Raw genomic sequence first — 22,167 nt, 5'->3', positions numbered from 1 at the left:
CGATGGTAGATGTTACATTACTTAGCAACATTCATTTAGTTGGTGTAGGTTTGTTGTTGATTGCTCTTATATTAAGTGGCATTGGTTTATTTAAAGCAACTGAGACACAGCAGATTCATCCAAAATTGCGTAAACCATTTATTGGTATACAGCATTTGGCTTTAACTTTATTAGTGCTAACAGGGCTAGTCTTGTTGATGCAGAAGAACTTTCAAGTTGAAACTTGGTTTTACGCTAAAATTATCTTATTTCTTGTTATGGTTTCTTCATTAATTAAAGCTTTTAAAAAAGATGAAACAGTTTTATTGGTTCAGCGAAGAGCGGGTTGGGTGATTGCTGTAATTTCATTTATTGCTATTTATGGTTTAGTAATCTTACAGCCAACATTTGGATAATATTGAGAACTTTCTTCTTGCGAAAAATATATGTAATTTTGATCATATCGATTCAAAATAGCGTAAGAAGTAAGATCGATAAAATATTAAAAGTACGACTTTTGATCCAAAATGAAATTGCCATGATGTGTGATACTGAGAATAACACGCCACCAAAATTTACAGTTGATTCACATGAATCAACAACATAAATTGACGCAAGCCTATCAATCATTGTTCAATGAGATAGATAAATATTTGAGATTATAAAATGAAACGCACTTTAACATTTTTAATGATCGGTTCCACATTATTATTGGGCGCATGTGCCTCAAATGTGAAACCAACTTATGTTTCTCCTACACAGTATCAAGCTTTAGATTGCGGTCAATTGCAAAGTGAATATAACCGTATTCATCAGTATGTTGAAAATGGTGTAGATGCACCGAAGCGTACAGGCGTTGGTGTGGGTGTAGGTCTTGGTGGTGGATGGGGAAGCCGAAGTGGATGGGGATTTGGTCCGAGCATTTCTGTGAATATGGGACAGTCTTCTAATACGAAAAAAACAGAATTAGCACGTGTTTTAGGCGAGCAAGAGGCTATTATTCAAGCTGCACAATTTAAAGGATGTCCAATTATTGTGAGAAATAAAACAGCAAATTAATATGAAGTGAATTTGTTATCACATTTGGAATATGTGATAACAAAATAATGATGTTTGAAATAAACTATATAAAACAAAAATTTATTATTATTTTTACAAAAATAATTTTAGTGTGATTGAGTTTTTAACTAAATTGATTGTTATTTTTATTCACTTTCATATAAGGTGTGCACCTGCTTTTAAAAGGGGATAAAGCTCAATGATTGAGAGTTGGCTTTTTGTTTTAGCAATAATTGCTGTCTTGATGATTCCGGGTCCAACCAATATTTTATTGGCAAGTTCTGCTCATCAACAAGGCTTTGCAAAAACGAGCTTATTTATCCCTGCTGAACTATTGGGGTATTTTTATGCCATTAGTTTATGGTCATTGATTATTCATTTATTTACCTCAATTTGGCCACATTTAATTGCACTTTTACATGCTTTGAGTTTTGGTTATGTTTGTTGGCTTGTATTTCGATTATGGAAGCTTTCATATTTAGAAGAACATAGTCAGAAGCATCGTTATATTCGCCCTCGTCAATTATTTTTTGTGACATTAAAAAACCCTAAAGCGCTTCTATTTGCTGCTGGTATTTTCCCAGAGGAGACTTGGAATAGTGTTTTCAATTTTGTAGTTATTCATCTTATATTTTGTATTGTATTGATTCCAACAGCAATGTTTTGGATGTTCTTTGGGCGTAAAATTTTAGCTGGGGAGACCAAAAAAATAAAAGCCGACCAGTTATATAAAGGTTCAGCTCTCATTTTATTGATTTGTATGTTACCCGTGGTATTTCAGATTTTTTAACTTAATCAGATGAAGATTTAAGTTTTTTCTTTCCAATGCGTTGTTTTATAATTCCAAAAATACCAGGTAATACACTAATAATGATAATTCCAAAAATAAGATGAGTGAAATTATCTTTAATGATCGGTGCATTACCAAATAAGTAACCTAGAACAACAAAAGATGTAATCCAACAGAATGCACCAATAACATTATAGGTTAGAAAATATTTATAATTCATACTGCCCGCACCTGCAATAAAAGGGGCAAATGTACGTGCAAAAGGAATAAAGCGAGCAAAAATAATCGTTTTTCCACCATGCTTTTCAAAAAAATGCTGTGTTGCAATTAAATGTTGTTTATTGATTAATTTAGATTCAAGTTCAAAAACACGTGGACCTATATATTTACCAATATGATAGTTTAATGTGTCACCTAAAACAGCAGCAATAAAAAGAAGAATAATCAAAGTGATAGGATTCATTGCACCTGTTGATGCAGCTAATGCACCCGCAGCAAAGAGTAAACTATCTCCTGGTAAAAATGGCATAACCACTAAACCAGTTTCGACAAAAATAATTAAAAATAAGATTGCATAAACCCATGTACCATAATTGGTAATAAATTCAAACAAGTGCTCATCTACATTTAAAATAAAATCGATTAGTTCCATGCTGGACAGTGTTGCGAAAAATTAAACAAATCCTAGCAGTCCATACATAGAAAGTCAGTATCAAAAATAAATTATTTTGAATTAAGTTCGTTGCAAAAATAGAATGATGTGTATGAAAAAAGATCATTTATTCTAATAATGAACTTTCTGTAAGATATGCCATCAAATAATGAAACAAAATAGGTTTTTAATGTTTAATCCAAATATCGTAATTAAAAATAGTATAGAAAAAAATAGTATTAACTCATGGATTAATGTTTTTGCTCGTGTATTGGTTGCTTATATTTTTATTGTTGCTGGCTGGGGAAAAATTACTGCTTACAGCACAACAGTAGGATATATGGAAGCAATGGGAGTATCTGGAGGCTTATTACCTTTCACTATTTTAGTTGAATTAGGTGGTGGATTAGCTTTATTAGCAGGATTTCAAACTAGATTTATTGCATTAGTTTTAGGCATGTTTAGCATAGCTACAGCATTTATTTTTCATAGTGGAGAAGCAGATGCGATTCAATTTATGAAAAACTTAGCCATTGCAGGTGGTTTCTTTTTCTTGATGTTAAATGGTGCAGGTAAATTAAGTATTGATTATTTAATGGAAAAATAACCTGTTTTCAAGGTGAGTAAATGAATTTTCATTTGCTCATTTTTATGATTCATGAATATTTTTTCGATACTAAAAGATTGAATATATTCTAGAAAAATACTTTCATTGAAGGCTTGTCCGAATATTGTGCGTAAGCTCAAGAAAAATGTTAGAATGTCGCGCTTATTATTCTCGTTGCCTGCATAGTTGTTTGCCATGACTACCAATACCCAAATTACTGAAGACCGTATCCTGATTTTGGATTTCGGTTCTCAATATAGTCAGCTTATTGCACGTCGTGTACGTGAAGCTGGTGTTTATTCAGAAATGTACGCATTCGATATGTCTGAAGAAGACATTCGTGCATTTAACCCAAACGGGATCATTCTTTCAGGTGGTCCAGAAAGTGTTCATGAAGAAGGTAGTCCACGCGCACCGCAAGTTGTATTTGAACTTGGTGTTCCTGTATTAGGAATTTGCTATGGCTTACAAACCATGTCTGAACAGCTTGGTGGTAAAGTTGAACCAGGTACAGTGCATGAGTTTGGTTATGCTGAAGTTGATATTAAAGTACGTGATGCTTTAATTGGTGATTTAGAAGATACAAAAGATCAACTTAAAGTATGGATGAGTCATGGCGATAAAGTAACGCGTATCCCTGAAGGTTTCCAAATTACTGCAAGTACACCAAGCTGCCCAGTGGCGATGGTGTCTGATGAAAAACGTCGTTTCTATGGTATTCAATTCCACCCTGAAGTAACACATACTGCGAAAGGTGCAGAATTGTTATCTAACTTCGTTCATGGTGTATGTGGATGTCGTAACCTTTGGAATTCTGAAAATATTATCGATCTTCGCGTACAACAGTTACGTGAACAAATTGGTGATGAAAAAGTTCTTTTAGGCTTATCAGGTGGTGTTGATTCATCTGTAGTTGCTGCTCTTTTACATCGCGCAATTGGCGATCAATTAACTTGCGTATTCGTAGATAACGGCTTACTTCGTTTGAACGAAGGCGAGCAAGTAATGGATATGTTTGCGAAAAACATGGGTATCCGTGTAATTCGTGCAGATGCTGAAGAGCGTTTCTTAACTGCACTTAAAGGTGAAGTTGATCCAGAGAAAAAACGTAAAATCATTGGTCGTGAATTCATTGAAGTATTTGCTGAAGAAGCACGTAAGCTTGATGGTGTAAGATTCCTTGCTCAAGGCACAATTTACCCTGACGTTATTGAATCTGCTGCAAGCAAACAAGGTAAAGCACATGTGATTAAATCACACCACAACGTGGGTGGTTTACCAGAAGATTTAGCTTTTGAACTTGTTGAACCAATTCGTGACTTGTTCAAAGATGAAGTACGTCGTTTAGGTACGACTCTAGGTCTTCCATTTGAAATGCTTTACCGTCACCCATTCCCAGGTCCTGGTTTAGGTGTTCGTATTCTTGGTGAAGTGAAAAAAGAATATGCTGACATTTTACGTTTAGCAGATGATATTTTCATGCAAGAACTTCGTGCAAGTGGTTGGTATGACAAAACTGCTCAAGCATTTGCTGTATTCCAACCAGTTAAATCTGTTGGTGTAGTAGGTGATGGTCGTCGTTATGCATGGGTAATTGCATTACGTGCAGTTGAAACTGTTGATTTTATGACAGCTCGCTTTGCTCATCTTCCATATGATTTAGTAGATAAAATCTCTACTCGTATCATGAATGAAATTAAAGATGTTTCACGTGTTGTTTATGATGTTTCATCTAAACCACCTGCGACTATCGAGTGGGAATAATTTCCTGACGGAAATTATTTAGAAAAAGGACGCTTAGGTGTCCTTTTTTATTGAGTTGTAGGCGTGATACCAATACTCTCAAGTAAGCAATTGTACTGCTCAGAATTAGATGTCTTTAACTTACTTAAGATAAGTTTGGCATTAGTATTAACTTCACTAAAATCTCGCAAAGTTATTTTTCCTTCTAGAATAGTCACTGCGTGAGATCCATCATGATTAATGCGTTCACTAAAAATACGTGGCAGTCTATCACCCCAAAATCTTTGAAGTCTTTGTCTGTCTTTTAATTGAGGATTAGGGAAAAGGTAGTAAGTATAGATTTCTAGGAATTTTCTAGCATTATTAGCGAAGTTATAAAAGTAAATATGATTTGAATCATCTACGTCGATTGCTAAGGAACATTTATAAATCTGATCGAATAGGTATATGAATTCACTTGAATTTTCTTGTAAATGGAGTGGCATCTTTTTTAATATAGAACAAGTGAAAGCTCTCTCGATTTGATAGAAAGCTTTTTCGCGTTTAATTGTAGTTGCTGTTTTTCCCATAGGTGTAAGTTGAGTTAGATATTTCAAAAAATCTAAATTATGAGTTGAAATAAATAGTTGATTGTAATTGTTCTCTAAGCATAAATTCTCTAATAATGAGTAAATGAGATATATATGGTTGTTGTCAAGACTACAAATTGGATCATCTATCCAAATAATTGGCTTTTTATCGTGGTCTAAATCATCTTGAATTTTAGCTAAGAAATAGCAGAATGAAATTAAGCTACATTCACCTTCACTCAAATTGTGAGCTTTAGTTTTATTTCCATCTTTAATACGCTGTATTTCAAATTTGATCTGCTTTCCATTCATAGTATCGACCTCAATTGGTTCTAAACTTAATGATGAATGTCCAAATTCATGATTTAAAAGCTCTTTAATACGGTTACAAGCTTCGCCCTCAGATTTTAATTTAGCCTCTTCAGTTTCAATATCTGATAGAAGTGTATCTTTTCGAGTTCTTAGCGTTGCTAGTTCTGTTTTTAAAGGTGCTATAGCTTGCAATGCAAACTCTATATCAGAAGTTAATTGAGTGTGGTTAATATCTTGTAAGAAGTGATAAACGTGGTTAAGGCGTACAGCTTTTTTAGCTTCTTCCTGTTTGGTTTTTAAGTCACTATTCAATCGGATGCACTGATTTCGAATATCAGAAATTTGATCAAGAATAGTTGTGATTTCTAGAGAGTAATCTTGCGGGTTGTTAGATTCTAGTTCTATAAAAGGGTTATTTTGTTTCTGCTCGAGTGCAATTTTTAGTTGTTCAAGTGATGCTTTTTGTTTACTAAATGAAGAGTCTAGGTTTGAGCTTAATGCTGAGAGCCTAGAGTGATATTGTTGATAATAGAGATTGATATTTAAATTAAATTTTAAAATTTCACTGTCTAATTCTTTATCTAAAAGTTGAATACCCTTTGATATTCTGCTTTGAAGTATTTGAAATTCTTGATTGAAATGCTGATTCAGGGTTTGTTCTCTTTCTTCTGAAATTTTGTTATTACAAAATGCACAGGTGTCCCGATCATGGTGGAGTTGATGTCCTGTTTGCACCCATGAGTTTAATGTGGGGTTATTTGTTAATTCTTCAATTTTTCCACTAAGGCTAACAACGGTTTTTAAAGTTTCAGTTGTTGCTTGAAGAAGTGAAGAAAAGTTTAAAGTATATTTAGGAATTTCAGGTGGGGTGGGTAATTCAGTTTGTTTTATCAAGGCTAATTTTTCTATTTTTTGATCTTCAGATAAAACTTGAAAGCTAGATTTTTGAACTTCGGTAAGATCATTTCTAAGTTTGGTTATAGAGTAATTAATATCTCCAAATAGAGTATGTTGACTCTTTATTGATTCAGAGCCGCGAGTCGCTTTATCTGAAAGTGTATTTTCCAAATGACGGTTTTTAGCATTGTGATTTTCACTAGCCTTTCTGACTTGGTGTTCTTTATTATGAATATCAAGATAGATACCTGATTTATTATTTTCTTCATTTGAACCTAATTCACCTTTTAATTTTTGAATCTGCTCTAGAATTTGCTGATTGTCACCACCTAAAGTTACCGAAAATGACTCAATGTTGTCATTTTCATTATGAATAAATTTTAAGTTTTCCTTTACGAAGTCTGAATTGTAAACATGAATAGGATGTTCAAAAGTTTGTAAAGTATTTTGAGTGATCTCAGTATCATCAGAAAGCTTAATTTTAAAATCAGGATTATCATATTTAAGCGGAAGTTGTTTTTTCTCAAGACTGCGAATTATTTTTGAAAGACTTGTTTTTCCAGAATAGTTACGTCCATAAAGGATATTGATATCCTTAAAATCATAGACTTCATTCTGTCTTTGTTTATTTTGATAAGTTAAATTAGTGTCCCAATCAAAATCTTTAAAAATGGAAAAGTTTTTAATCTCTGAAATTTTTTTAATTTTCAAAATTGATACTCACAATAAAGTAAATAGTTGAAAATTACACAAAAAATATACAAGAGATATTATCCTTTCGTACAGTGCTATCTAAGATCACTATACTTATTCTGCGAATTAGACTTATGAATAGAGATAATCTATTGTCCTAAATATGAAATTCAGTGTATGTAGATAATATCTCGAAAAATAATAAAAATAGGGTAATGTTATAGGTATAGAGATATTAAAAATAAAGGAACAGGAATATGAGTAACAGTAACTATACTGATATGTCTCATTCAGATGATTGCGAAAAATATATTAATCAATTTATTCAAGAAGTTCCTATTCGACGTGCTGAAATTGGTCAAGGTACTGTTATTAAACGAGCATTACCAAGTCGACAAAAGCGCATGATTGGTGCATGGTGCTTTTTAGATCATGCGGGTCCAGTACATTTTCCACAAGGTGATGGTCTAGATGTTGGTCCACATCCACACATGGGCTTGCAGACATTCACATGGATGATTGAAGGCACGATGCTACATAGTGATAGCTTGGGAACGACTAACCAATTGATTCGCCCTAAACAAGTGAATTTAATGACTGCAGGTTATGGTATTTCACATACTGAAGTTGCACCAGATACTGAAACACGTATGCACGCTGCACAGCTTTGGATTGCATTGCCTGATGATAAGCGCAATATGGCACCACAGTTTGACCATTATCCAACGCTCCCTACAATTGAAGGAGAGGGGATTGAATTTACGGTATTGGTTGGGGAGTTTTTAAATACGCGATCGCCTGTTGCTGTTCATACTGAATTATTGGGTGTGGATTTATTTGCACAGACTTCAACCTCTACAAAGCTTCAATTAAATTCAAAATTCGAATATGGCTTTATGGTGTTAGATGGCTCGGCAACGATCAATGGACATGAATTAACATTAGATAATATGGTGACATTGGAAACAGGCATGAATGAAATTGAAATATATATTCATGCGAATAGCCGAGTTTTAATGTTAGGTGGTGAGCCGTTTGAATCGCCAATTTTATTATGGTGGAATTTTGTCGGCAGAACTCAAGAAGAATTAGCAATTGCAAGAGAACAATGGGTAAATGAGGATGCTCGTTTTGGCTCAATTCCACATTATGATGGTGAAAGACTTAAAGCACCGATCTTGCCAGATCGAATGAGATCTTCTAAATAGATTTTGATTAAAGTATAAATATAAAAAAAAGATGCAAAAGCATCTTTTTTATATTCTAATTTTTAGTGTTTAATCACAATAGAATCAATACCACTATGTTGTAAAGTTTGCTGTGCAATGACTGCGGATTGTTGAGATTCATATGGTCCTGAAATCACGCGGTACCATGTTTCACCATTTTCTACAGTACGAATTACATCTGCAGATAAGCCATTTAAAATAATTTCAGCGCGACGCGCATCTGCTGCATCTGGATTATTATAACTACGAACTTGTAAGATATAACTTGGCTTTGTTGCAGTTGGTTCGGAAATAAGACCAACTTCTGATGAGGCTGTTGTTGGTGGTGCTTCAACAATAACCACAGTTGCTTGCTCTTTTGTTTCAGGAATTGCTTGTTCAGGAATAGGGGTGACTTGTTGTTGTGGCAATAAATCATAGAAGCGATATTCGCTGTTAGTATCTTCTTGAGATCTTTCAACTGTAGCATCACTTTTAGGTTGTACTGGTTCCCAAGGTTTCCACAATAAAAGCGCTAGGCCAAAACATAGAATAACCAGAATAACGACTAATGTTCCAAGCCATGATGGAATGAGTGACTTTTTTGGCTTATTGGGTCTTTCAGATACACCGCGTTGCGTTTTTCCAAACACGAGGAAACCTCTTTGTTATTCATTGTTTATATCAATACTGTAACATTACTGAAGTGTTTTAAATAAGTAAACAGGACGTAGAGTCCTGTTTACTTAAATCTTCAAAAAAAAGAAATATTTCATCTTATTTTGAAAATATATACATGATCTGTAATTTTAGAATTACATTGATTCTGGTGCAGAAACACCAAGTAATTCTAAACCATTACGTAAAACTTGTTGTACATTCACTGAAAGTAATAAACGTGCTTGTGTAAGTTCAGCATCATCATTTAGAACTTTATGTTCGTTGTACCAGCCGTGGAATAATGCGGCTAATTCTTTCAAATAGTTACCAACCTGATGTGGTTCGTAGCTATTTGCAGCACGTGCCACAATTTCAGGATAAGCTGCAAGTTTAGCTAAAATTTCAGTTTCAGCATCAAGATCAAGTTTTGCTGCAAATTGACGAGCATTTTCTGCAGAGAAATTCACATCAGTTGCTGCTGCTTTTTCAAGCATACGACAAATACGTGCATGTGCATATTGAATGTAGTACACAGCATTATCTTTACTTTGTGAAACAGCAAGATCTAAGTCGAAATCAATGTGTTGTTCAGACTTACGCATTACGTAATAGAAACGAGCAGCATCATTACCAACTTCTTTACGTAAGTCACGTAAAGTTACAAATTGACCCGAACGAGATGACATTTGAACCATCTCACCGCCACGCCATAAGCTTACAAACTGAACTAAAAGAACTGTAAGTTTTTTAGAGTCATAACCTAGAGCATCAATTGCAGCTTTTACACGAGTAATATAACCGTGGTGATCTGAACCCCAAATATCAATAAGGTCTGTATAACCACGTTGTAGTTTATTTAAGTGATAAGCAATGTCAGATGCAAAATAAGTTGTTTGTCCATTACGACGTTTTACAACACGGTCTTTTTCATCGCCAAATTCAGTCGATTTGAACCAAATATTGCCATCTTTTTCATATAAGAAACCACGTTGATCAAGCATTTGAAGTGCTTCATCAATTTTTTCAGTCAATGTTGCTTCACTGAACCATTGATTGAAAGTTACACCAAATTCACCAAGGTCATCTTTAATATCTTCAAGAATTGCTTTTAGTGCTGCTTGATGGAAAACACGATAGCCTTCAGCAATTAAGTTTTGTGAATTGAAGATTAAGCCATCAATATGTTTTTCTTTATCACCTGAAAGTACAACTTTATTACCATCTGCATCAAGTTCAGCGGCATATTGAACGTCTTCAGGGACGTCTTTATATACATCGGCAACTGGGCGTACATAAGCATCACCATCTTTATTGATAATGCTTTGTGCGATTTCTTTAACGTAGTCACCTTGGTAAGCATTTTTTGGAAATACTAATGTTTGACCAGTAAGTTCTAAGTAACGTAAATAAGTTGATGTTGCAAGGATGTCCATTTGACGACCTGCATCATTTACATAGTATTCACGATCTACTTTTGCACCAGTTGCTTCAAGTAAATTTGCAACTGTCATACCGTAGGCAGCACCACGACCGTGACCTACGTGGAGGCTAGACGTTGGGTTTGCAGAAACGAATTCAACTTGAATACGTTTTTCAGCATTTACGGTTGTACGACCAAATTGCTCTTTTTGTGCTTGGATTTGATCTAAAATCGTAAAGCGTTGATCTGCATTTAAAAAGAAGTTGATAAAGCCAGGACCTGCAATTTCTGCTTTGCTAATGTCGGCAACTTCTGGAAGATTTGCGAGAATTTTTTCTGCTAAATCTCGTGGCTTCATACCTGCAGCTTTAGAAGCAATCATTGCAATATTTGACGCAAAGTCACCGTGGCTTCGGTCTTTAGTACGAGTCAAATTGCTTGTATTGTTCCAATCGGATGGAAGAACACCTTCGTTTTGAAGGTTTTGCACTGCATGTTCCAGCGCTGCTTGTATTGCCGTATTCATATCAATCGAAAATAAATGTCGCAGAGAAACGCTAAATATAGCAAATTTCCAGCCCTTTAGGTGAGTGCAATTGTACTGAATGAATATTGTGCGAATATTTTTATATGGTTTGTAGAAAAATAGAATAAAAAAATACGATTGTTATGACATATTAGATAGCCAATAAATGATTTATTGAATAAAAATGTATCAAGAAAAAATGAGAAAAATTCGTAATATTCCTAAGCTTTCAGCGAAATGGGCAAATATATTTGTACCGTTTATTTTATCTTGTTTAATGAGTGGAATTATTTCACTGATTAATCTGTTAAGAAATATAGGATGGTATGACGGTTTTATTGATTTGTGGCTAAAAAATTGGATGATCTCTTGGTCGATGGCATTTCCAATTGTACTTTTGCTCTTACCTTGGGTGAGACGATTTGTTGGTATTTTTGTTGATATATCACATCTAAAGTCATCTAAATAAATGATAACCAGATCACTATTCCTAATAAATTACATGGTATTTATTTTTAAAATGATAAGTAGTGCAAATAAATAGCAAATATTCGATTATTTATGAGCATTTAAATTTTTTTTCTATCACTTAAAATTTGATCAAAATCTAAAAACAGTTAATAAATAGCCAATTATGAATAATAAATATACAAAACAACTATTAAATTCATTTTTTATTTATTGATAAAATAATGATAGATTCAATATCAATCTACAAAATGACATTTTTTGTGGAAATAAAGGTAAGCTATACACATAAAGCTAGATAGGTATTTTCTCTTTTGAAAATTCCTTCGAAGTTGTCCAAAATGAGATCGGAAATGGCATCAGATACAACCGCAACAAAGAAACCTTTATATATTCCTTACGCAGGAAATACATTATTAGAACTACCTTTATTAAATAAAGGATCTGCTTTTACTGAAGAAGAGCGCTCACACTTCAATTTACATGGTTTAATTCCATATGTAATTGAAAGTATTGAAGAGCAAAGTCAGCGCTCGTATCAGCAATTTAGCGCATTTAATGATGCGATTAACAAACATATTTACTTAAGAAATATTCAAGATACGAATGAAACTTTGTTTTATCACTTAATTGAAGATCATTTAAGTGAAATGATGCCGATCATTTATACCCCAACGGTAGGTGAGGCATGTCAACGATTCTCAGATATTTACCGTCGTCATCGTGGTATTTTTATTTCTTATCCTGATCGTGATCATATTGATACGATTTTGCATAATGTAAGAAAGAAAAATGTCAAAGTGATCGTGATTACTGATGGCGAACGTATTTTGGGCTTAGGAGACCAAGGCATTGGTGGAATGGGGATTCCTATTGGAAAACTTTCGCTATATACCGCTTGTGGCGGTATCAGCCCAGCTTACACATTACCAATTACATTAGATGTTGGTACAAATAACCAGCAATTGCTGAATGATCCTATTTATATGGGATGCAGACAACCACGTTTAAGTGGAGATGAATATTATGCATTTGTTGATAAAGTAATTAATGCAATTAAACGCCGTTGGCCAAAAGCTTTAATTCAATTTGAAGATTTTGCACAAAATAATGCGATGCCGTTGTTGAAAAAGTATCGTGATCAATTATGTTGTTTTAATGATGATATTCAAGGTACGGCTGCAGTTTCTGTTGGTAGTTTAATTGCTGCTTCACGTGCAGCAGGTAAGCAACTGAAAGATCAAGTCATTACATTCTTAGGTGCAGGTTCAGCAGGTTGTGGTATTGCAGAACAAATCATTGCACAAATGGTCTTTGAAGGATTAACGGATGCAGAAGCACGTGCACGCGTGTTTATGGTTGATCGTTTTGGTTTAATTACTGAAAATCAACCAAACTTACTTGACTTCCAACGTAATTTGGCACAAAAACCAGAAGCGGTATCTGCATGGGCTGATGCAAGCGGTATGATTTCTTTATTAGAAGTTGTAAAACATGCGAAGCCAACTGTTTTAATTGGTGTATCAGGTCAACCAGGTTTATTCACTGAAGAAGTGATTCGTACCTTAGCGCAAAACTGTGAACGTCCAATTGTAATGCCATTATCTAATCCAACATCACGTGTAGAAGCAGTTCCTGCTGATATTCTAAATTGGACAGATGGTAGGGCTTTAATTGCGACGGGTAGTCCATTTGTACCTGTAAATTATCAAGGAAAATTACACCATATCGCACAGTGTAATAACTCTTACATTTTCCCTGGTATTGGTTTAGGTATTGTGGCATGTGGTGCTACACGTGTAACGGATAGTATGTTAATGGCATCAAGTAATGCATTAGCAGATTGTTCACCTAAGTTACAAGATCCAGATGCAGACTTATTGCCAGATTTAGATGGAATTCAAAAAGTTTCAAAAATCATTGCTTATCAAGTTGCAAAAGCTGCAATGGAAGCAGGAGTTGCTCCTGTAGTAAGCGATGAAGCTTTGAGACAAGCAATTGATGATAATTTCTGGAAGCCAGAGTATCGTGAATATAAGCGTGTTACGTTCTAATTTCTTGTGATTTAAAAAGGGAGCATAAGCTCCCTTTTTTTATAAAAAATATGTGACATTTTTGGTGGAATTGATTAATATACAATCATTAAAATGATAACTATATTTCATTTTTTTTAAATTATATTAAGTATTAAAAGAAAATATGACTATGATTTCTCAAATTTATAACATCTTAGAAAGTTTTGGATTAACTGCTTAAAAAAGAGCAATTCATATTCAATTTTCTAATCCTTTTTTAAATACACAAGTATTTTTACAGCGTATTGATGGGCAACATACAATTAATGACGGTTTAAAAGCTGAGTTAATATGTATTTCAACAAATGCGCATATTTCATTAAAGCAGTTTGTTGGTTGCCAAGTTGCTGTAGATCAAGTAACAGATTTAGGGGAGTTATTTCGAACTACGGGCATTATTACAGAAGCATCTCAAGGGCAAAGTGATGGTGCACTAACTTTATATAAATTAACTTTACAAGATGCAATGTCACTTTGGTACAAACGACGCAATAGTCGTGTGTTTATGAATAAAAGTATTAGAGATATTACAGAAATTATTTTTAAAGAGTGGCAGGAAAAAAGCCCACTTTTTGCTGCAAGCTTGAGCTTGGATTTAACGGGACTAAGCAAAAATTATGATGTTCGCCCATTTGTCATGCAGTCAAATGAATTGGATATCGACTTTCTTACTCGTCTATGGCGAAGTGAAGGAATAAGTTGGTTAATTGACGAAGCTCAATTAAAAGTTCCTTTTTCATCAGCACCGATTGAAGCACAAAAACTGAAATTAATTGATGATCAATCTTATTATCAAGCATTACAAAGAAAGTTAATTCGTTATCATCGAACAAATGCTACAGAGCATTTTGATACAATTACAAGTTTTATTGCTCAACGTAGTTTGCAATCTACAGCAATTCAATTACAGCGTTGGCAATCTGACTCCTTGGCTCAAGATTTGGGTGAGAGTGTACTGAGTACGCATTTACATAGTGATGTTCAAGAAAATCAATCATTAAGTTTGGAACAAGCATGGACAATTAGTCCAGCTTGGATTAGTGATTTAAACGGTGACGATCAAGCAACAGCTTCAGGAACTGCTCAATTAGAAGCACTTAATCAAAATTTAACCCAATATCAAGAATTACAATCTAAGTATTTTACAGCATTGAGTTCTGTTCGAGATGCACAAGTGGGGTATTGGTTTGAATTTAGTGGTCATCCTGAAATTGATATGCATCAAGGTTCAGATCGTGAATTTTTAATATTATCTAAGCAATTTTATAATCAAAATAATTTACCCAAAGATTTGCAAGAACAGGTTTTAAATTTATTAAAACTTAGTCGGTGGAATATTTACCAAGATGAGCGACAAGGTTGTCAACTTTCATTAATACGCCGTGCAATTAGAGTTGTTCCTGAATATGATCCATTAAAGCATAGACCGATTGCATATCCTCAACGTGCTAAAGTTGTAGGTCCTGAAGGTGAAACAATTTATGTAGACCAATGGGGACGTATTAAAGTTAGATTTTTATTTACGCGTACCGATGATCATTCACATGATGGTGGTGCAGGTTCAAATGAAAATGATACAGATTCGGCATGGGTGGATGTATTAACAACATGGGCGGGTGAGGGATACGGTACAAGATTTCATCCACGAATTGGTGAAATAGTCGTAATTGATTTCTTTGATGGTAATGTTGACCGACCATTTGTGACAGGACGATTACACGAAGCCGAACGTCACCAAACTATGTTTGATATAAAAGGACAATTACCAGATACTAAAAAATTAAGTGGTATTCGTTCCAAAGAGGTTGAAGGTGAAGGATTTAACCAGCTCCGCTTTGATGATACGACAGGACAAATTAGTGCACAATTACAGAGTAGTCATGCTGCAACACAATTAAATTTAGGAAATTTAAGTCATCCAAAACAAAATGAAATAAGTGATGGGCGTGGTGAAGGGTTTGAGTTAAGAACAGATGCTTACGGTGCTGTACGTGCTGGAAAAGGCATGCTCATTACGACTTATGCTCAAGAAAATGCAATTGCAGAACATTTAGAATCGGCTCAAGCCCAAAGCTTACTTGCTCAAGGCGAGGAAAGCATGAAAATGTTGAGCGAAATTGCAGTTAAACAACAGACAGATGCATTGAATGTTATTAGTCGTTTACCGAAATTTATTCAATCGATTGGTTTGAAAAGTCAAAGTGATGCCATTAATACTACGATTAATTTATTTACGGAAAGTTTAAATATAGATCCAATTACAGCACTAAAAGGATGTGCTGGATTTTTTAATGATCTGCAAGAATTGAGCCCTATTGGTTCAAATATTATGACGGAATTAAATCAATTTGTTTCTGAAATTCCAAATGCTTTAGATAATTTAACGTCTTATTTAGAAAATGTTCAAGAATATGCAAATGAGGCAATACAAGGGCAATTAGCAAGTTTGATGAGTACACAATCATCAACAGCAACGTTATTGCAGGATGTTGCACGTGTGTTAATGAATGTTGATATTTCAGATTTTGATTTAACTCAATCCTGTGGTTCATTTGGGGGAATTAATAATCCACTTAAAATTGATGCATCTCAAATTTTAGGTAGTCTTGCTGGATTTATGGAAGGCTATACGCAAGGTTTAGAAAAAAGTTCAGATAAAAATAAGCAGGCTCAAGGTCAAATATTTAGACAAGCTCTGATGTTGCTTGCCTCACCTAATGGTATTGCGCTGACCACACCTGAAGATATTATTTTAAATGCTTCGCAAGATATTGCTGAAAGTGCGCAAGGTTCTATTAACCTAAGTGCTCAAAAGAATATTGTTGGGCATGCTCAGAATAAAATCAGTTTATTTGCCGCGCAAAAAGGATTTAGTGCTTATGCGGCAAAAGGAAAGTTAGAACTTCAAGCACAGGATGATGCAATTGAAGCAATTGCTCGTAAAGTGATTAAACTTATTTCTACTGAAGATAAAATTGAAATTACCAGTCCAAAAGAAATTGTACTGACGGCTGGTGGTTCTCAACTTAAAATTAATGGAAGTGGTATTTTTACGAAAACGGGCGGTAAGTTCGAGAGTAAAGCTGGACAGCATAGTTTTGTGGGTGGGGAGAAAGTAAATATTCAGTTACCTTTTATACCGAAGATATTGGTTGGGGGTTATAGCCAGCAATTTAATTTGAAATCATTAGGGAGTGAACATGGTGATTTAATTGGCTCTAGCTATAAGATTATTAACAAAAATACTCAAGAGGTATTGATTCAAGGAGCAATTAATTCAAATTTTGAAACTGATAGAGTCTATACCGAAAAAGAAGAAGAGTTGGAATTGATTGTTTATGAAACGCAATATACAGATTTTAATATTGAAAATTTCAATGAACTTCTAGGAGAGTAAAATGTATACAGTAAGGAGAGGCGATACTTTAAGTGTAATTGCAAAAAAAAATGGATGCACTGTCGATGAATTAATTCGTCTAAATGGAATAAAAAATAAAAATTTGATTTATATTGGTCAGAAGTTACAGCTACCAAATACAAATACAAATACAAATACAAATACAAATCTGTTGGCAGTTGCAATAGTCAATAGAAAAGGTGAAGCTATAAGTAATTTTAAAATTAAAATAATTATTGGTGGAAAAAAAATTTGTGAAAAATTAACAAATGAAAAAGGCTTGGTTATTTTAAACCAAGGAAAGTCTGGAAAAAGTATAGTTATAGAGGGTTGGTCAAAAACAAATTCAAACTATAAAGTAATTAGTAATAGGTTTGTTACAGAATCTAGAAATTTTGGTATAGGTATTTCATTAGATACAATTAAATTTGAGGCTAAAACTGACAATCACAGTCAACCAAATAATACTTCTTCTCTTGATACTAACCAATCTAAAACACAACATACTGTTAATGATGAAAATCAACCTATAGCTCAAGTATCTGTAAATGGATGTAAAAATTGTTCTCAAGTTACAGAAGATGAGTTAAAGCAAATTTTTTCACAGGCGAGTACAACTGAAATTAAAATATTAGTTGATGCATATAATAGATATTCAGAAAAATTTTTAATGAAAAATTGCGTAAGTAAAGCACATTTTTTTGCTCAAGTTCTTGAGGAAATTGGAACTTCTATTACAGTAAAAAATGGTGAGAGTCTAAATTATCATTCAGATATTTTAGTCGCCCCTTATACAACGAATGCAAGAACTATTTATATAATTGAGAATGGAAAGAAAGTTGCTAAAAGTAGTCATGGGGGACCTTTTAAAGCCTTTCGTGGTAATAAACAATTATGTGATAAATATGGTAGAAATGATAAACATCCAGCTGATCAAGAGATGATTGCGAATATTGCTTATGCTAATCGAAATGGGAATGGAGATGTTAATTCTGGAGATGGATGGAAATATAGAGGACGAGGGATAATCCAAATCACAGGAAAAGATAAGTATAGTAAAATTAACAATGAAATAAAAAAATGCTATCCACAAGAAAATATTTATATAGATGCCAATAATATTAATAATCTAAAAGAAGGGACGCTAGCATCAATGGCATACTGGAAGTCTTTCGGTTTGTCAGCTTTAGCGAATAAAAAGCAAGTCACTTTAATATCGCAATTAGCTATAGTGGATAATTTAATTGATATAATAAATAGTAAGACGGCCTCAAGACAAAAAAGAAAAAATCATTTTAAAGATATTACATCAAGAGTATTTGAACTAAATAAATGTAAAAATTCTATCGTAGAAACAGATTCTTTAAATAATGTTGAACCAGTTGAACCAGTTGAACCAGTTGAACCAGTTGAACCAGTTGAACCAGTTGAACCAGTTGGACATATGACTTCAGTTTTAAATGAAATGAAAAGGCTTGTAGATCAAAATATACCGTACTCTCAATTGGGAGCTAGAGGAGGGACATCTCCTGAAAATGCCAAGTCTATAATTACGGCTAATGATTTAAAAGGTTTAGATTGCTCAGAAACGGTTGCAATATATTTAATGAAACTAGGTGTTACGGATAAATTTTATTCAATTCATACGGGAGTAATGTTAACTGAGAATGCATTTAGACTAGCGATACATTCTAATAAAATAGACTATGTTACAGGAAGTAAATCAGTATCTTTTATTCCTCAAGTTGGCGATATATTTGTATGGAGAAGTAGTGCTGGGCATTGTGGTATTGTTTATGCGGTCGACTCTACAAAGAAAACAGTAACCATTCTGGAAGCCATAGGCTATGTAGGGAGTGCTGAAGAAAAATTTAATCAAAATAATGGTGGTAGTAGTAAGAAAGGTTGTACTAGAACAGCTGTTTATACCATTTCAGGTAAGGCTTTAGCAGCGCATAGTGGGTGGATTGGATATTTTAGACCAAATATAGGCGGAAAGAAAATATGATAAAAAGTACAGTATGGTTTTTTATTTTTTTATTAGCTGCTTGTGGTGTGCAGGCTGATAAAAAAGATCTAAATGATAAAAATTTAGATAGTATATTAGCTTGTAATGGTGTGAATACTGAATATAGTAATTTGGATGGATATTATTATTTGCCTGATCATGGTTGCATTTATAATGGTCAATCTAATAAAATGGGTAATGCATTCATTTTTATAATTCCAAATATTGATCAAAAAAAGGATTTAAAATTAAGAGAAATAAAGGGAATTAAAGAAAAAATAGTTTTTCTAATTCCCAAAGATTATTTAGTAAAAACTGTTACTTCGGATACATCTTATATACCTAAAGAAAACTATAAATTAAAAATATTTTTAAACTCAGGAAATGGATGGGTTGAGAATAATAATATAAATATTGGATCCAATAACTTAAATGAAATGACCACTTTTGTTGAAAATAGAGTTTCTAGGCTAAAAAGCAATATTTTTCTAAAAAGAGAAATGGACATTAATAAAGATGGAGTTAAGGATTTTATAGAAGTTTTAGGTGAAAAGGATTTATTAAAATCAATTATTATTAGAGATGGTCTGAGTCATAAAGTATTATGGACAAATAATTTATTATTTGATGATAGTTATAATGCATGTAATTTTAGTCATTTTAATAATATTGCTATTAGTAAAAATAATTTCACATTAGAATACGATACTTGTGCAGATAATGCTGTATTAGGTAAGAGATATACCACATTTAAAGTTGATTCAAATAATGAACCATTTGTTATTCAAGATAATTATTTAATTTATGATTTGAATGAAGATGATCAGCCCCCTAGAAAAGTAAATTGTATGTCTGGTTCAAAAGTAAGCTTCTCAACTTATAGAGGAAGATGTGGTTAGATTATTGAAATATAAATTCTGAATAGAATACGCAATTTTGATAAGCTGATGGAAGTGGACTTTTATTAATTTTCTCATCACGGATATATTATACATTGTTATTGTAAAATGTAGGAGGGAAATTTGAATAGGCTTGGTTCCATAAAGGTTTCATAACTATATGATTTAAAAAAAGTTTGAATGTTTTTTTAATTTAAATAAAAAACAATGGTTTATGTGCAACAAAGCTATAGAGGAATAAAAGCCGACTCTCATCGGCTTCATTATTAATTTTCTAAAACTTCTTCTAATAATTCTTCACTCGGTGCAAAGAAATATGCGCCATCTATTGGTGTAACGAAATGTAGAAGTCGGTCATGAATATCATCATAGCTAGGATTAATTGTAGAGAAATAAATAAAAATTCTATTTTTAGTTTCTATTGTCTTTTAGGCGGGATTCCCGAATGATCATCATAACCATATATATTTACATATAGGAAAGCATAAATATAATGTTGAAGATATTTAGACTCTGTACAGTAATAATCGTAAGTTTATTGATTGTTGCCTGTGCTAAAAAGGATATAAAGCTCGTTGATGAAAATAGCAAGATAGTTGTATTAGAACTTGATGGCACTTCTAAAGGAGTTAAAATTAATGATAAATTTAATGAAAGTGTACTTGAAAAATATACAGAAGAAATAGATGGTTGTTTCCTTGCAAAAGAAATTAATAATGGAAATAACGGATTAAATTATGAAATTAATGAAAAAATAGTTTCTAGAATAATAGCTTCAAGAAAGGATATGTTATCTCCATATGGGGTAGCTGTGGGTGATTCTGCTAATAAAGTTTATATAAATCATCCTAAAAATATAGAACCTGATATTGAGATTGATGAAAATGGAAAGGAGGGAGATATGTTTATTTATTATAAAATTAACCCAAATAAGGAGGTTGGTGTGAGATATGATATAAGTTCTAATATTGTAACATCTATATCTGTTGGTAATTTGTTTTCTTGCATTTAAGTATGCTCGTTTCAACTTGATTTGACTGTTCCCTAATTTTTCAGCCCAAACTCGTATTTCATAGCAGCTATTACAAATAAAAAAGATAAAAGCTGACTAATGTCAGCTTCTTATAAAATATTAATTTTCTAAAACTTCTTCTAATAATTCTTCACTCGGCGCAAAGAAATATGCACCATCTATTGGTGTAACGAAATGTAGAAGTCGGTCATGAATACCATCACCGCTTGTACCAAACATCTGGAACAGCATTTTATCGATAATGCTTAAATTATTGGTATAGGCAACAAAATATAAACCTTGTTCGCCACGACCATCGCCATAAGGTAAAGAGTGGCGCAAAATCGCTTGTTCTTCACCTTCCTCATCTTCAACAATGGCACGTGCTGTATGTGCATTTTCAGGTTTTACATCATCATCAAGTTCAATACTTTCTAATTTCGTTCTACCAATTACATGCTCTTGCGCATCAACTTTGAGTTTTTTCCATTTTTCTAAATCATGCACATAGCGCTGAGCAAAGATAAAAGAACCATCTGCAAACACATCTGCATCTTCTGCTAATAATGCAGTTTCAGCTCGGTCATCTTTAAATTGAGGGTTTTCTGTACCATCAATAAAGCCAGTTAAATCGCGACCTTCAAAATGACGGAAACAAACACGTTCATCAAGTACTTCAACCAGGTCTTGAATGCCTTCAAAAAATGCTTGGCTGAGTGCGAAACAGATATCGACACGCTGAGATGCAATATGAATAAATATATCTGCTGGAACAACAGGCATTTCAAATGAACCTGCAATTGGTTCTAACTGTTTAAAGTCAGCAGGTGATGTTGAATAAATTTGTGCCCAAAGCTCAGGACCAAAAGCAATTGCAGTTTTAATTTCGGCATGAGGATGTTGGGAAATGAGACGGTCACGAGTAGACAGTAAATCGGATAATTTTTCTTTTAATTGATCAATAGAGAGGTCTTTTAAACGTAAAGTAATAAATCGCGCATGATCTGATGGTAAAGGTAAAATTACAGATTGGGCAGTCATTCATGGCTCCTAATATTATATTCCTCAGTGGCTATCTTTATTGTGCCTGAATGATAACTTTCTGAATAGCATATTATTAAAAATCATTATTGAAATTTTACATTTTAAAGACCTGATCTATTTTATACTTTTCTTCTTGGATTTCAGCTCAT

General features: G+C 33.4%; 17 protein-coding genes and 1 pseudogene. 12 read left to right on the top strand and 6 right to left on the bottom strand.

The genetic code is table 11. The annotated features are described in order from the left end of the window. Positions 1-2: 2 nt before the first annotated feature. The 3 genes from AOY20_RS03440 to AOY20_RS03430 all read left to right on the top strand — a co-directional run bounded on the left by AOY20_RS03440 (position 3) and on the right by AOY20_RS03430 (position 1,828). The gene (locus tag AOY20_RS03440; RefSeq protein ID WP_054580562.1) at positions 3-395 is read left to right on the top strand and encodes a SirB2 family protein; all 393 of its coding nucleotides are present in this window, start codon (positions 3-5) and stop codon (positions 393-395) included. 250 nt (positions 396-645) lie between these two features. Further along, complete coding sequence (locus AOY20_RS03435; RefSeq protein WP_054580561.1) at positions 646-1,038, top strand: hypothetical protein; 393 nt, start codon at positions 646-648, stop codon at positions 1,036-1,038. Positions 1,039-1,237: 199 nt separating this feature from the next. Beyond that, the gene (locus AOY20_RS03430) at positions 1,238-1,828 is read left to right on the top strand and encodes a LysE family translocator (protein WP_054580560.1); all 591 of its coding nucleotides are present in this window, start codon (positions 1,238-1,240) and stop codon (positions 1,826-1,828) included. Between the two features lies 1 nt (position 1,829). On the opposite strand, the gene AOY20_RS03425 is transcribed toward AOY20_RS03430, so the two are convergent. Next, on the bottom strand, positions 1,830-2,480 hold the full coding sequence (locus tag AOY20_RS03425; RefSeq protein WP_054580559.1) for a DedA family protein: 651 nt from the start codon (positions 2,478-2,480) through the stop codon (positions 1,830-1,832). Between the two features lie 190 nt (positions 2,481-2,670). Between AOY20_RS03425 and AOY20_RS03420 the strand changes: the two genes are divergently transcribed. Both AOY20_RS03420 and guaA read left to right on the top strand, forming a co-directional pair. Next, positions 2,671-3,087 (top strand): DoxX family protein, encoded by a 417-nt coding sequence (locus AOY20_RS03420; RefSeq protein ID WP_054580558.1) that lies wholly within the window; start codon positions 2,671-2,673, stop codon positions 3,085-3,087. Between the two features lie 195 nt (positions 3,088-3,282). Then, positions 3,283-4,851, top strand: coding sequence for a glutamine-hydrolyzing GMP synthase (gene guaA, locus AOY20_RS03410; protein ID WP_054580556.1), 1,569 nt, complete (start codon positions 3,283-3,285; stop codon positions 4,849-4,851). 47 nt (positions 4,852-4,898) lie between these two features. Here the strand turns inward: guaA and AOY20_RS03405 are convergent, their stop codons facing one another. Further along, on the bottom strand, positions 4,899-7,319 hold the full coding sequence (locus AOY20_RS03405; RefSeq protein ID WP_054580555.1) for an AAA family ATPase: 2,421 nt from the start codon (positions 7,317-7,319) through the stop codon (positions 4,899-4,901). Positions 7,320-7,558: 239 nt separating this feature from the next. Here AOY20_RS03405 and AOY20_RS03400 point away from each other — a divergent pair, with 239 nt between their 5' ends. Next, the gene (locus tag AOY20_RS03400; protein WP_054580554.1) at positions 7,559-8,509 is read left to right on the top strand and encodes a pirin family protein; all 951 of its coding nucleotides are present in this window, start codon (positions 7,559-7,561) and stop codon (positions 8,507-8,509) included. Between the two features lie 62 nt (positions 8,510-8,571). Here AOY20_RS03400 and AOY20_RS03395 read toward each other — a convergent pair whose 3' ends face one another. Both AOY20_RS03395 and argS read right to left on the bottom strand, forming a co-directional pair. Next, positions 8,572-9,162 (bottom strand): SPOR domain-containing protein, encoded by a 591-nt coding sequence (locus tag AOY20_RS03395; RefSeq protein ID WP_054580553.1) that lies wholly within the window; start codon positions 9,160-9,162, stop codon positions 8,572-8,574. A 162-nt stretch (positions 9,163-9,324) separates the two neighbouring features. Further along, entirely contained in the window at positions 9,325-11,115 is a 1,791-nt protein-coding gene (argS, locus tag AOY20_RS03390) for an arginine--tRNA ligase (RefSeq protein ID WP_054580552.1), read from the bottom strand. A 184-nt stretch (positions 11,116-11,299) separates the two neighbouring features. On the opposite strand from argS, the gene AOY20_RS03385 reads away from it, so the two are divergent. From AOY20_RS03385 to AOY20_RS14900, 5 genes are all read left to right on the top strand, one after another. Next, positions 11,300-11,584: a DUF2798 domain-containing protein gene (locus AOY20_RS03385; RefSeq protein ID WP_054580551.1), complete on the top strand. Its 285-nt coding sequence runs from the start codon at positions 11,300-11,302 to the stop codon at positions 11,582-11,584. Between the two features lie 352 nt (positions 11,585-11,936). Continuing rightward, positions 11,937-13,637 (top strand): NAD-dependent malic enzyme, encoded by a 1,701-nt coding sequence (locus AOY20_RS03380; RefSeq protein ID WP_054580550.1) that lies wholly within the window; start codon positions 11,937-11,939, stop codon positions 13,635-13,637. 211 nt (positions 13,638-13,848) lie between these two features. After that, positions 13,849-17,055, top strand: a complete 3,207-nt coding sequence (locus AOY20_RS03375; RefSeq protein WP_227510377.1) for a type VI secretion system Vgr family protein — start codon at positions 13,849-13,851, stop codon at positions 17,053-17,055. A gap of 1 nt (position 17,056) precedes the next feature. Then, positions 17,057-19,063 carry a LysM peptidoglycan-binding domain-containing protein gene (locus AOY20_RS03370; RefSeq protein ID WP_054580549.1) on the top strand — a complete coding sequence of 669 codons (2,007 nt, stop codon included), beginning with the start codon at positions 17,057-17,059 and terminating at the stop codon, positions 19,061-19,063. Further along, on the top strand, positions 19,060-19,962 hold the full coding sequence (locus AOY20_RS14900; RefSeq protein WP_227510359.1) for a hypothetical protein: 903 nt from the start codon (positions 19,060-19,062) through the stop codon (positions 19,960-19,962). The genes AOY20_RS03370 and AOY20_RS14900 overlap by 4 nt, the downstream gene beginning before the upstream one ends. Before the next feature lie 266 nt (positions 19,963-20,228). Here the strand turns inward: AOY20_RS14900 and AOY20_RS14610 are convergent. Then, positions 20,229-20,336 (bottom strand): annotated as a pseudogene (locus AOY20_RS14610) (Dyp-type peroxidase); the annotation flags it as partial. 119 nt (positions 20,337-20,455) lie between these two features. Between AOY20_RS14610 and AOY20_RS03360 the strand changes: the two are divergent. Next, a complete protein-coding gene (locus AOY20_RS03360) occupies positions 20,456-20,974 on the top strand; it encodes a hypothetical protein (RefSeq protein WP_054580548.1) in 519 nt (172 codons plus the stop codon). A gap of 120 nt (positions 20,975-21,094) precedes the next feature. Here AOY20_RS03360 and AOY20_RS03355 read toward each other — a convergent pair whose 3' ends face one another. Continuing rightward, positions 21,095-22,015 carry a Dyp-type peroxidase gene (locus AOY20_RS03355; RefSeq protein ID WP_054580547.1) on the bottom strand — a complete coding sequence of 307 codons (921 nt, stop codon included), beginning with the start codon at positions 22,013-22,015 and terminating at the stop codon, positions 21,095-21,097. Between the last annotated feature and the right edge of the window lie 152 nt (positions 22,016-22,167).

This window comes from Acinetobacter equi, assembly GCF_001307195.1.
Classification (GTDB): Bacteria; Pseudomonadota; Gammaproteobacteria; order Pseudomonadales; family Moraxellaceae; genus Acinetobacter; species Acinetobacter equi.
This window is presented reverse-complemented; position numbering and strand designations above follow the sequence as displayed.